Annotated in this window: 10 protein-coding genes; 3 read left to right on the plus strand and 7 right to left on the minus strand. The window is 72.6% G+C overall.

The window, feature by feature from the left end:
* Positions 1–380: 380 nt before the first annotated feature.
* A complete protein-coding gene (locus ACYP53_RS20435; protein ID WP_459648416.1) occupies positions 381–1,385 on the plus strand; it encodes a LacI family DNA-binding transcriptional regulator in 1,005 nt (334 codons plus the stop codon).
* Between the two features lie 87 nt (positions 1,386–1,472).
* Here the strand turns inward: ACYP53_RS20435 and ACYP53_RS20440 are convergent, their stop codons facing one another.
* The 4 genes from ACYP53_RS20440 to ACYP53_RS20455 all read right to left on the minus strand — a co-directional run bounded on the left by ACYP53_RS20440 (position 1,473) and on the right by ACYP53_RS20455 (position 4,925).
* Positions 1,473–2,354, minus strand: coding sequence for an SDR family NAD(P)-dependent oxidoreductase (locus ACYP53_RS20440; RefSeq protein WP_459648417.1), 882 nt, complete (start codon positions 2,352–2,354; stop codon positions 1,473–1,475).
* 175 nt (positions 2,355–2,529) lie between these two features.
* Positions 2,530–3,108, minus strand: coding sequence for a TetR/AcrR family transcriptional regulator (locus ACYP53_RS20445; RefSeq protein ID WP_229928404.1), 579 nt, complete (start codon positions 3,106–3,108; stop codon positions 2,530–2,532).
* Positions 3,109–3,198: 90 nt separating this feature from the next.
* Complete coding sequence (locus ACYP53_RS20450; RefSeq protein ID WP_459648418.1) at positions 3,199–4,470, minus strand: RNA polymerase sigma factor; 1,272 nt, start codon at positions 4,468–4,470, stop codon at positions 3,199–3,201.
* 80 nt (positions 4,471–4,550) lie between these two features.
* Positions 4,551–4,925, minus strand: a complete 375-nt coding sequence (locus tag ACYP53_RS20455; RefSeq protein WP_459648419.1) for a YciI family protein — start codon at positions 4,923–4,925, stop codon at positions 4,551–4,553.
* A 195-nt stretch (positions 4,926–5,120) separates the two neighbouring features.
* Here ACYP53_RS20455 and ACYP53_RS20460 point away from each other — a divergent pair, with 195 nt between their 5' ends.
* Positions 5,121–6,581: an MFS transporter gene (locus ACYP53_RS20460; RefSeq protein ID WP_459648420.1), complete on the plus strand. Its 1,461-nt coding sequence runs from the start codon at positions 5,121–5,123 to the stop codon at positions 6,579–6,581.
* Between the two features lie 55 nt (positions 6,582–6,636).
* Here ACYP53_RS20460 and ACYP53_RS20465 read toward each other — a convergent pair whose 3' ends face one another.
* Positions 6,637–7,242, minus strand: coding sequence for a DUF1326 domain-containing protein (locus ACYP53_RS20465; RefSeq protein WP_459648421.1), 606 nt, complete (start codon positions 7,240–7,242; stop codon positions 6,637–6,639).
* Positions 7,243–7,403: 161 nt separating this feature from the next.
* The gene (locus ACYP53_RS20470) at positions 7,404–7,802 is read right to left on the minus strand and encodes a VOC family protein (protein WP_189914362.1); all 399 of its coding nucleotides are present in this window, start codon (positions 7,800–7,802) and stop codon (positions 7,404–7,406) included.
* A 94-nt stretch (positions 7,803–7,896) separates the two neighbouring features.
* On the opposite strand from ACYP53_RS20470, the gene ACYP53_RS20475 reads away from it, so the two are divergent.
* Positions 7,897–8,886: a helix-turn-helix transcriptional regulator gene (locus ACYP53_RS20475; protein ID WP_459648422.1), complete on the plus strand. Its 990-nt coding sequence runs from the start codon at positions 7,897–7,899 to the stop codon at positions 8,884–8,886.
* Positions 8,887–9,050: 164 nt separating this feature from the next.
* On the opposite strand, the gene ACYP53_RS20480 is transcribed toward ACYP53_RS20475, so the two are convergent.
* Positions 9,051–12,182, minus strand: coding sequence for an SdiA-regulated/phytase-like domain-containing protein (locus tag ACYP53_RS20480; protein ID WP_459648423.1), 3,132 nt, complete (start codon positions 12,180–12,182; stop codon positions 9,051–9,053).
* Positions 12,183–12,319: the final 137 nt, after the last annotated feature.

A 12,319-nucleotide genomic window follows, 5' to 3' on the forward strand; every position in this document is an offset into this window, starting at 1 on the left:
GACCGACGGGCCCGCCGGGTCGGGACCACGGCCGCGACCAGCCCGGAGCCGGATCCGGGGGCGGCGGCCGGCTCGGCGCGGTGGCGTGTAAGTTACAGCGCCTCCGGGAGCGCCCCCTGGGAGCGCTCCCACAGCTGACGCGGCGATCCCGGGCCCCGGCTCGACGCGCACGGGATCGCCGCGCGCGGTGGGGCTGTCGGATCCCTTGACGCTGATCGCTCAACCGATCACGCTGGCAGGGGTGGTGGCCCGGCACGGGTGGCGGACCGGCCCGGGTGGTGACCCGGCAGGGGTGGTGACCCGGCAGGGGTGGCGGGCCGGCAGGGGTGGCGAGCCGAGGGTGCAACTCCCGTAGCGAGGACCGATTCAGGACGGCCCCCATGCCCCAGCCCATGCGCAGCAACGATCCCGCTCCGACGCTCGCCGAGGTCGCCCGTCGCGCCGGCGTCTCCACCGCGACCGCCTCCCGAGTGCTGAACCGTTCCGCCCCGGTCTCCACCGACGCGGCGGCCCGCGTCGAACGGGCGGCGCACGAGTTGGCGTACGTCCGCCGCCGGGCGCCCAGTGCCCGGGGAACCGGCGTGGTGGCCGTCGTCGTCTTCGCCGATCCGCTGCAGTACCACGCGGACACCTTCCCGGTCCGGCTGCTCTCCGGGCTGCGGCGCTCCCCGCCGGGCGCCGAACGGGAGTTGGCCGTCTTCACCGTCCCCAGACGCTCCCGGCGGCCGCCGCTGGTGCGCTACCTGTGCGGCGGTCACGTCGACGGCGTGCTGCTGGTCGGCCCCTGGGGGGACACCGCGCTCACCCGGCTGCTGCACGCGGCCAGGGTACCCGTGGTGTCGCTGGGCCGGCCGCCGGAGCCGGACACGGTGGCGTTCGTGGACGCCGACAACCTCGCCGGCGCCAGGGACGCGGTGCACCGGCTCTGCGCCTCCGGGCGCCGCTCGGTGGCCACCATCGCCGGGCCGCCGGACACCGCCGCCGGCGCGGACCGGCTGGCCGGGTACCACCAGGCGGTCGCCCCGATCGCCGCGGTCCGGCCCGCGGTGGCGTACGGCGACTTCAGCAGCGTCTCCGGTGAACACGCGATGCGGTGGCTGCTGGACCAGCACCCCGAGCTGGACGCGGTGTTCGCCGCCTCCGACCAGATGGCCGCCGGAGCGCTCCGGACCCTGCGGCGGCACGGCCTGCGGGTGCCCGAGGACGTGGCGCTGATCGGCTTCGACGACGCACCGGTCGCGGCCCGGTGCCGGCCGGGGCTGACCACCGTCCGCCAGCCGGTGGAGGAACTCGGCTCCCGCGCCATGGAGTTGCTGCTCCGCGACCCGACCCCCGGCGAATCCCTGGTGCTCCCCACCCGCCTGGTCGTCCGGGCCTCCGGCTGAACGCGCCCCGCACCCGCCGAGGTCCTGAACGGACCGGACGGACCGGACGGAGGAGGGACACCGGCGCCGGCGGCACGGAGTACGGGGTCACGCGAGCGCCCATCGGCGGGTGTGCTCCCTGCTGAGCCGGATGACGTCGGCGGCGATCCTGGGGTCGGCGCTCGCCGGGGGGACGGGGGCGGGCTGGGCCTGCGGGCCGATGAGCAGGCCGGTCCGTCCGTCCAGCGACGGGTCGGTGGCGGCGAACACCGAGGAGCGGGCGGCCGTGGCGGCGGGGCCGGCGGTCGAGCGCTCGAAGCGCCGACGGACCAGCGGCCACAGCAGGCGCAGGCCCGGGGAGACGATGCTCGGCGAGGTCAGGGTGCCGTCGGTCATGCGGGTGGCGGCACCGCCGGGGTCGGCCGCGAAGACGGTGACGTCGGTGCCGCGCAGGCGCTCGGCCAGGTCCAGGGTGTAGGCGAGATTGGCCAGCTTGGCCCGGCCGTACCAGTGGAAGCCGTAGTAGCCGCCCGGCGGCTCGACGGCGTCGAAGGTGCGCTTGGCAGCCTTGACCGCGGCGGAGCTCACGTTCACGATCCGGCTCGGTCCGCCGGCCCGGAGCTGGTCCAGGAGCAGTTCGGTGAGCAGGTACGGCGAGAGGTGGTTGACGGCGAAGGACGCCTCGATTCCGTCCACGGTCTGCTGCCGCTCGGCGAACATCGCCCCGACGTTGTTGACCAGGACGGTCAGCGTGCCCAGGGCGGCCAGGTCGAGGGCGAGGCCTCGTACTTCGCCGAGTGACGACAGGTCGGCCGCGAGGAACCGGGGCCGGCCCCCGGTGGCCACGGCCGCGATCCGCTCCATGGCACGGGCGCCGCGTTCCGCGTCGCGGCCGGTCACGGTGACGGTGTACCCCCGCTCCGCGAGGCCCAGCGCCGTCTCCAGTCCGATACCGCCGGTCCCGGCGGTCACCACTGCCTGGCGTTCCATCAGCTTCGCCCCTTCTCGGCCGAGCAGAGCAAACGGATAGCTATCCGTTTGGAGTCGACACGCTAGCACGATCGGATAGCTATCCGGTTAGCCTCGTGTCGCGCCCCCAGGTGCAGATGTTCGAATTACGTGGGATCCGGACGCCGCGCGCCCGGCCTCCGATCTCCGAGCCGCGTCAGCGCGGAGGACGCAACCCCTCGAGGAGGACACCGAGGTAGATCTCGACCCGCGCGGGACCGTGGTCCCCGCTTCGCAGTGCGTGTTCGATCCCGCAGAGCAGTCGGCGCACATCGCCGGGCCCGATGTCACCGCGGACCGCGCCGTTCAGCCGAGCCCGGTCGAGCAGGCTCGCGACGGCCTCGTCCAGTTCGGCCTTCAGGGCCGAGGTCTGCGCCTCGGCGTCGCTGGCGGACTCGAGCACGGCGCCCAGACCGTCGTCGTCCAACGCCTTGACGAGCGTGAAGCGCAGCAGCCGGCGGAGGCCCTCGGAAGAGTCCTCCAGGTCAGCGGCGGCGCGGGCCTCGTCGACCAGTTCCCGGCACCGCTCCACCAGGAGCGCCTCGCGCAGCGCCTGCGGGTTGGGGAAGTGCCGGTAGACGGTTCCCACACCGACCCCGGCCAGCCGGGCGATGACGTTGAGCTGCAGTGACTCGTCCCCCGCGGCCAGTTGCTCCCGGGCGACGCGCAGCACCTGGGCCCGGTTCCGCGCGGCGTCTGCCCGCAGCGTCGCTCCCCGTCCCCCGTTCGTCGTCACGGTCCCAGCATACGCAGCGCGAACGACCCGTGAGCGCCGGTGTGCGGGCGGGTTTGTCCGCGGCGATCCGGTGCTCAGGCGCTCCGGCGCTCAGCGCGCGTCGGGCGGCCCCAACTCCCGCAACCGGCCGGTCAGGAAGTCGCGTTCCACGGTGTTCTCGGTGAGCAGCAGCGCCTCTTCGTACGCCAGGCGGGCGTCGGCCACCCGCCCGAGCCGGCGCAGGAAGTCGGCGCGGGTGGCGGCCAGGTAGCCGTAGCCCGCGAGCTGTGGCTCGGCGGCGAGCGCGTCGAGTTCCGCGAGCCCGGTGGCGGGGCCGTCGGCGAAGCCCACCGCCACCGCCCGGTTGAGGGCCACCACCGGCGAGGGCCAGATCTGCACCAGGAGGTCGTAGAGCGCGACCACTTCCCGCCAGTCGGTCTCCTGCCAGCTCGGCGCCTCGGCGTGGACGGCGGCGATGGCCGCCATCAGGGCGAAGCGCCCCGGCGGACGTCGCACCAGGGCTTCGCGGACCAGCGCGAGGCCCTCCGCGATGGCGGCCTTGTCCCAGCGCGTGCGGTCCTGCTCGGCGAGCAGCACCATCCGGCCGTCCTCGCCCGACCGGGTCTCGCGGCGGGCGTCGGTGAGCAGGACGAGGGCCAGCAGTCCGGCGACACCGGCGTCCTCGGGGAGCAGGGTGCGCAGCATCCGGGCCAGGTCGAGGGCGCGCTCGACCAGGTCGCGGCGGATGAGGTCGTCTCCGGCGGGGGCGGTGTGGCCGGTGGTGAAGAGCAGGTGGACGACCGTGAGGACGGCGTCGATCCGCTCGGGGAGCTCCTCGGCGGGCGGTACCCGGTAGGGGATCCGGGCGGTGCTGATCTTCCGCTTGGCACGGGTGATCCTGGCGGCCATCGCCGTCTCGCCGGTCAGGAAGGCGTGGGCCACCTCGGCCGTGGTGAGGCCGCAGAGCAGTCGCAGGGTGAGGGCGATCCGGGCCTCTTCGGTGAGGGCGGGGTGGCAGCAGGTGAAGATCAGCCGGAGCCGGTCGTCCGGGTAGTCGTCGGTCGCGTCCTCGTCGGCTCCGGGGCCGGGTTCGGGCGAGGTGTCGTCGGTGGCGAGGAGCCGCGGCAGGGTCCGGCGGAGGGTGGCGTTGCGGCGCAGCTCGTCCAGTGCCCGGTTGCGCGCCGTGGTGGTGAGCCAGGCGCCGGGGCGGTGGGGGATGCCGCGTTCGCCCCAGACCGTCAGGGCCTTGGCGTAGGCGTCCTGGACGCACTCCTCGGCGAGGTCGAGGTCGCGGGTGACGCGCGCCGTCGCGGCGAGCACGAAGGCCCACTCGCGGCGGTGCGCGTCGGCGACCGCTGCGGCGACCGCGGGATCGGTGGTCATCACGGCTCCGTCAAGGCATCGTCCCGGCCGGTGTCAGTCGTTCCGGCCGGTGTCAGGTGTCTTCGGCCGATCCTCAGGAGTCAGTCGATCACCCGGATCGGGCGGACCTCGACGCCGCCGAAGGGGGCCGGGACCTGCCGGGCCACGGCGATGGCCTCGTCCAGGTCGGTGGCCTCCACCAGGTAGTAGCCGCCGAGTGCCTCCTTGGTCTCGGCGAACGGCCCGTCGGTGACGGTCGGGCCACCGGCGCCGTTGCCGCCGCCGCTGCCGCCGTTGCCGTCGCTGCGGAGACTGGTCGCCGTGTCGGTGCGGTGCAGGGCGTTGCCGCCGAGGACGGCTCCCGCGTTGCGGGCCTGGAAGGCCCGGTGCTCGGCGTGGACCCGCTCCACCACCTCGGGCGGGGCGGCGGCCCACGAGGTCTCGTCCCCGTAGATCAGGATCAGGTACTGCGCCATGACGCGCTCCCCTTCTCACTCGGGCCCGCGGACCGGACCCTCCGTACAACCGACGTGCGGCACCCGGCTGGATCGACAGCACCCACTCGGCCATCTTCCTGCGGCGGTGTCGATCCGGCCGGATCCCACCCGTCGAAGGAGTGAGACCGGACTCCGACCGGTGAAGAACGCGACCTGCGGAACGGAGCGGACGCCATGTCTTCCGAACTCTCCCCTCGTGCCCCCGCGACGGCCCTGCCGCGGCGGGGCTGGACCCTGGCCCTGGCCTCGCTCGGGCTGTTCATGGTCGCCCTCGACACGCTGGTGGTGGCGACCGCCCTGCCGGTGCTGCGGACCGACCTGCACGCGTCGCTCACCGACCTGGAATGGACGGTGAACGCCTACAACCTCAGCTTCGCCTGCCTGCTGCTGACCGGCGCCGCGCTGGGCGACCGGTTCGGCAGGCGGCGGATGTACGCGATCGGGCTGCTCGGCTTCGCGGTCGCCTCGGGCGCGGCCGCGCTGTCGTCCTCGGTCGACGCGCTGGTCGCGGCCCGTGCCGTCCAGGGCGGGTTCGCGGCGATCGTCATGCCGCTGACGCTGACCCTGATCAGCCAGGCCTTCCCGGCCGAGAAGCGCGGGATGGCGATCGGGATGTGGGGCGGGATCGCGGGTGCGGCCGTCGCGATGGGTCCGGTGGTCGGCGGGGCGATCACCGGTGGCCTCGACTGGCAGTGGATCTTCTGGCTGAACGTCCCGATCGGGCTCGCTCTGGTCCCGCTCGCCCTGCTCCGGCTGACCGAGAGCTACGGACCACGGCCGCGACTCGACCCGTACGGCCTGGTGCTGGCCGGCGCCGGCTTCCTGGGCCTGACGTTCGGGCTGGTGCGCGCCAACACGGTGGGCTGGACCAGCGGCGAGGTGATCGGCTCGCTGACGCTCGGTGCGGCCCTCGTCGCCTGCTTCGTCCGCTGGCAGCAGCGGGCCCGTGACCCGATGCTGCCCCTCGGCCTGTTCCGCCTGCGCGGCTTCGCCACCGCCAACGGCGTGAGCTTCTTCATGTACGCCTCGCTCTTCGGCGCCCTCTTCCTGATGTCGCAGTTCCTGCAGATCGGGCTCGGCAACTCGCCGCTCGAAGCGGGTCTGCGGATCCTGCCCTGGACGGCGACGCCGATGCTGATCGCACCGGTCGCGGGCGCCCTGGCGGACCGCTGGGGCAACCGGCCGTTCATGGTGACGGGCCTGGCGCTGCAGGCGGTCGGGCTCGGCTGGGTCGCCGCGATCGCCCGGCCGGGGATGGGGTACCTGGAGCTGAGCATCGCCCTGACCGTGGCCGGGATCGGGACCTCGATGTGCTTCCCGACGGTGGCCAACGCGGTGATGGGATCGGTGCCCCGGCAGGAGGCCGGGATCGCGTCCGGGGCCAACAGCGCGATGCGGGAACTCGGCGGCGTCTTCGGCATCGCGCTCCTGGCCGCCGTCTTCACCGGCCCGGCGGTCTACGGGTCACCGGACTCCTTCATCGACGCCTTCAAGCCCGCGCTCTGGGTCGGCGCCGGGCTGGCGGCGGGCGGCATCGTCTCCGCCCTCCTCGCCCCGCGACGCCACGTTCCACCGCCCGAGGAGGACGCGGCTTCGCCGGCCGCGGAGCCCGAGACGGTGCGGTCGACCTCCTGACGGCATCCGGACCGGCGGGCAGCATCCCTGGCTGCCCGCCGCCTCCCGCAATCGCTCAGGCCGCCCAGGCGAACGGTGCCGAGAAGCTGTTCTTCCCTTCGTTCCCGAAGTCGAGGCCGAAGGCGTTCACCCGCGACCTCGTCGCGACGCCGGCCGCCAGGGTGTCCGCGGGGAATCCCACCCCGCTGACCCGTACGCCCTTTCCGGTCGCGTCGAGCGGGGAGACGAAGTCCTCGACCTCGATGTCGACCGCGTCGCCGATGTGCACCCGGTGGCGCCGGCCGTCGTCGACGTAGTCGATCCGGGCGACCTCCAGCCCGAGCATCTCGCCGACCAGCGGTACGAGGTCCCCCATCGGGCCGCCGCGCTGTCCGGAGAAGACCGCCCCGAGCGCTTCGGCCTGCTCCGGCGAGGCCGCCTCGTCCATGATCATGCCCAGCCGCCAATTGCCGTCGCTCATGAGCGGCGGGGCGTCACCCACCACGGCGACCGTCAGACCGCTCACGTCGACGTCGTCGACCTGGCCGGCGTCGACGTGGAAGGCCAGGACCACCCGACAGCGGTCGTAGTCCGCCGGAGCCGAGAGGCCGGAGGTGGAGCAGGGGCACACCATGTCGCAATTGCAGTTCTCGAAATACGTCCCCTCGATACGCCAGGCCATCGGAAGCTCCCTTCCCGCGGCTGAGACAAACGTCCCATACCCCATTTTCCGCCCCCTCGGATCACCCGGCAACGGCGCCGACCGGTGCCGACGTGCTCGCCTGTCCCGCCTCGTCCACGAGCGCGCCGCGATCGGCCCCTGCCCGGGCGGGCGCGCTGTCGTCAGCGGGCGAGCCTCGCGATGGCCGCCGGTGTGACGGGGGTGAAGAAGTTGACGAGGTTGCCGTCGGGGTCGCGGAGCAGGAGCGAGCGGTTGCCCCAGGGCATCGTGGTGGGCTCGGTCACGAAGTCGGCGACGAGACCGGCCAGGTTCCGGTGCACGTCGTCCACGTCGTCGACGAGGAATTCGATGATCACGGTGTGGTTGTCGGCCGGACGGGCGGAGCCGGGTGCGAAGAGTGCCACGGTGCGGGTGCTGCCGATCGCGAGGGTCGCGCCGGCGGTCCGCAGTTCGGCGAAGTCCTCGGTGGACCAGTCCGCCCGCACTCCGGTGGCCCGCTCGTAGAAGTCGACGAGGCGCGCGACGTCGCCCGTGATGATCCGGGTCGAAACGAAGTCCATGGTGCTCTCCTGAGGTCGGTGGAGTCGTTGCACCTCGAACGCTAGAGCAGATAGTGGACAGAATCGGTCCGGTATCAGCGCTAGGCTCGTGGACATGGCTCGACCTACTGGCCGCGTGCTCGCCCTCCTGGAACTCCTGCAGTCCGGCGGCATCAGAACGGTGGCCGAACTCGCCGACCGGCTCGGCGTCGACGGGCGCACCGTGCGGCGGTACGTGGACCACCTGGTCGATCTCGACATCCCCGTCGAGGCGGTCCGCGGCCGCTACGGCGGGTACCGGCTCGCCCCCGGGTACCGCCTGCCGCCGCTCATGCTCAACGACGACGAGGCGCTCGCCGTGCTGCTCGGCCTCGTCGCCGGCCGCAGGACCGGGCTGCTGACGGCGACCGGGACCGCGGGTGAGACGGCGGCGGCCAAGATCCGCCGGGCACTGCCCGAGCGTCTGGCCCGTCGGCTCGACGCGGTCATGGAATCCCTCGCCTTCACGGCTCCGCCCGGCGAGTCGGCCACCCCGGAGACCGGGGTCCTGCTCGCCGTCGCCGATGCGGTCCGCCGGCGCCACCCGGTCTCGATCAGGTACACCGCCGGGGACGGCCGACGAAGCGAACGCACGTTGCACCCGTACGGGATCGTCACCCACGCGGGCCGCTGGTACGTCACGGGCACCGACCCCGGCATCGGCGAGGACCGGACCTTCCGGCTCGACCGCATCGCGGACGCGAGGCCCCTGCCCGGCTCCTTCGAGCCGCCCGCCGGACTCGATCCGGCACAGCGCGTCCTGTCAGGGCTCGCCAAGGCCGCCTACCGGCACGAGGTGACCCTGCGGATCCACGGGACGGTCGAACAGATCCGGGCCCGACTCCCCGCCAGCGTCGCGAGCCTGGATGAGCCCCCGCCCGAGGACGGCGCGGATCCGCATGCCGAGCGTTGGATCCACGTCGAGCTGCGGGCGGAGCGGCTCGACTGGCTGCCCCCGGTACTCGCCTCGCTCGACCGGCCGTTCGTCATCGAGCGACCGGACGAACTCCGAGACCTCGTCATCGCGCTCGCCGACCGGCTCACGGCCTCCGCCCGCCGAGCCTGACGCCGCCGTCCGCTGCGAGAACCCCGGGCCGGTCCGAGGGAGGTGAAGGGCCTGGGGGACGGTGTCGGTGGAACGCCAGCCGGCACCGTCCCTCACGGGCTTCCACTGTCGGCGTTCGCGCGGTGCGGGCCCGGGCGGCGGCCCGGGCCCGCACCGTGCGGTGATCAGGCTTTGGCTGTGGAACCGCTCTTGGACGAAGCCTTGGCCTTGGCGTCCGACTCGGGCTTGGCGTCCGACTCGGGCTTGGCGTCCGACTCGGCCTTGGTGTCCGACTCGGCCTTGTCGCCCTGGTTCAGCGCGCCGCCGATGGCGCTCAGGTTGGGGACGCCGGTCACGGCCGGAGCCACCTTGCCGAAGAGGTCGACGGCGATCTGGGCCATCTTCTGCTGGTGTTCGGTGGCGGTCTTGAAGGCCTCCTGGGCGCGTTCACCGGCGGCCTTGTCGTTGCCGGAGGCGGCTTCGATGCCCTTGGTGAGCACCTCGCTCATATTGCTGAGGCCGCTCATGTCGCGGAACAGGCTCGCGGTGGCCATGGCCTGCGCCGCCTGCAGGCCGGTCGGGTCGGGCATCGCCGAGAGCTGCGAGAACTTCGCCTGGGTGGCTCCGAGGGCGGCCACCGTGAGGTCGAGGTCCTTGGCGCGCGTTCCGGTGGCGACCGGCGCGATGTCGGCCGGCGTGATCTGGATGGGCGAGTCCTTCCAGTTCCAGAACCGGGTGAGGTCGATCTTCTCGGCCGAGTTGGCCCGGCCGAGTACGGCCTCGGCGAAGACGCCCTTGGTGGCGATGGCGATCGTGTTGGTCACCGGCGCCCCGAACGTGGCGTCGCCCGCCTGGCGGGTCTTGGTCCACGCCTCTCGTTCCTGCTCACTGCCGAAGTTCCACCGGAAGCCGAGGTAGTTGCCGGTGGCGGCGATCGGCTTGGGGTCCAGCAGCGTGCCGAGCAGGACCGGCGCGGCGTTCGAACCCGCGGGCGTGTACGAGTAGTTGGCGAGGATGCGGCTGAGCGTCAGCTCGTCGGCGTTGGCCCAGACGGCCTGGCTGTAGTGGCGGCGGTTGTCGTTCAGGTGGTCCAGGACGGCCTGCGGCACGTTCCCGCCGCGCACGTGGAAACCGAGCGAGGCGACGTAGGTGCGGGAGCCGGACTTCACCGTCGAACCGAACAGCCCGCAGATGGCCGCGCCGCCGGCGTCCTCGGTCATGTCGGGCGCGGCCGTGGTGGTCGCGGCGATCCCGAAGTTGGCCACGCCCGAGTCCATCGTCAGGCGCAGCCCGGAGAGGCTGCCACGGGCGGCCGTGCCGAACCAGGCGTCGACGGAGAGCAGCTTGTCGGCGGCCGCGAAGGTGTAGGAGGCGCGTTGCTGCACGCCGGAGCCGCGGGTGTCGCCCCAGCGGAAGACCTGGCCCTGGAAGACCACCTGGATGCTGCGGATTCCGGCCTCGTCGTACCAGACGTCGATCTTGGACGCGTAGGGGGAGTCGGCCTTCGGTGGGGCGTCGAAGAGTATCGGCGCCTCTCGGTCCACGGTGAGGAGCCGGAGAATGAGTCCGTTGCTCAGAAGTGCCCAGTGGTCCCCGCTGGTGGATGAGACGAGGTCTGTCAGCGCCGAGAGCTTGACGAGGATCTCGTTCTTGGGAGGGGTCCAGGTCGTCGCGCCGGCCTCCACCACGAGGGCCTTGCCGTCGGCGGTGACGCCCCAGAGCACGCCGTCCGGGCCGGCGGACAGGCGCTGCACGTTCGGCGCCGGGGTCCGCTCCGTCCAGGTGGTGCCGGTGCGCTCCCAGGTCCGCCCCTGCCGGCAGTACCAGGCCTTGTTCTTGCCGACGACGGCGATGTCGTCGGCCGTGGTGTTCAGGTTCTGCGCTACGCCGTTCGGGTCGCGCTGGTAGATCGAACTGTCCATGCCGATGAGGAAGAGCGTGCCGTCCGAGCCGCAGGCGAGGCTCCGCCCCGCCCAGCCGTTCGCGTCACGCCGCCAGGCCGTCCCGTCGAAGTGCACGAGTTCGTTGTCGGCCCTGAGCGCCCACACGACGCTCTTGCCCGGTGCGATGCGGATCAGCTCGCTGTCCAGTCCGGTGGTGGGCAGCGGGTTCCACTGCCGGGCCACCGGATCGAACCGGACCGGACTGCCGTCGAACCTGCGCACCCCGTACACGCCCATGGCCGAAGCGGCGATGTCGGCCAGCTCCACCCCGTCGAAGCCGGCGGTGGGCGGCGTCTCCGGCGCCGTGCACGCGTCGAGCTTGCGCACGGTGGTGTCGAACGGATTGGCGGCCCGGATCTTCGCCGCCCAGTCGGCCGGCGCCACCGACGCGAGCACCTCCTTGTAGCGTTGCAGGCTGGTGTAGTTGAAGGTGAGCTCCTGCAGCGGGATGAACAGGCAGCGCTCCAGCTTGGTCGGCTTGGTCGTCACGGCGTAGACCTGGACGACCTCGTAGTACTGCACCGACATCGCGTGCATGTGGTTGTAGTTGGTCACGACCCGGGTGAGGACCTGGTCCTTCTCCGACTGCGTCGTCTCGCGCACGACCGTCATGTTCCGGCTGCGGGCCGCGGTCGCCAGCTGCTGGGTCCGCTCGCTGATGCGCTGCGTCGCCTCGGCCGCGACCGACTTCACGCCGGTCGAGCGCGACACCGCGGTCGTGAAGCCCGAGTTCGACGACTCGCCCCAGTTGCCGCCGCCACCGATGCCGAAGACCGAGACCCCGATGCTGCCGCCGGAGCTGGAGGACCTGCTCGACTGGGACCCCCGGGACGTGCCGAACTGCTCCTCGCGGGCGATCGCGTTCGCGACCTCGCTGATCGACCGGCTCTGGTCGCTGGTGCCGGACAGCGTGTCGTTCTCGGTCGTCGCCTCGGTGCCGGTGGCCTTGGTGCTGCGCTGCCAGTCGACGACCGCGACCTTGGTGCTCTCGCCGGGCGCGAGCGCGAGGCTGTGCAGCAGCCGGCCGAGCGTGACGCCCTGGGCCGACCAGCTCTGCTCCGTCGTGACGATCATGCCTTCGGCCGGGCGGTCGTAGAACGGCAGGTTCTCCTCGCCGAGGTCGATGGCGCCGGTCAGCTTGCGCGCCGGCTTCGCTCCGGGGATGTCGGTGAGCACCACCGAGCGGTACCGGACGATCTCCGTCGGGTAGTTGCCGGTGGTCGGCAGCAGGTCCTTCGGCGTCACGCCGTCGAGCATCGCCTTGTCCACTTCGAACTTGGGCGACGTACTTGCCGGGGTCGTCGGGGCCGCCGGGGTCGTCGCTGGTGTGGCGGCCGGCGTGGCGGCAGGTGTTCCGGTGCTCGGGGTGGTCATCACGATTCCCGTCTGCGAGGAGGGTGAGGGAGCGGCCGACAGCGCCGCCAGGACGTGGAGTGCCTGGCCCATAGAGGCGAACGGCGCCTTCCGGATCGCTCGAAACTACACAGCCCGTTCACGGCAGCGACACACTT

The organism is Kitasatospora sp. Ki12 (assembly GCF_054601375.1).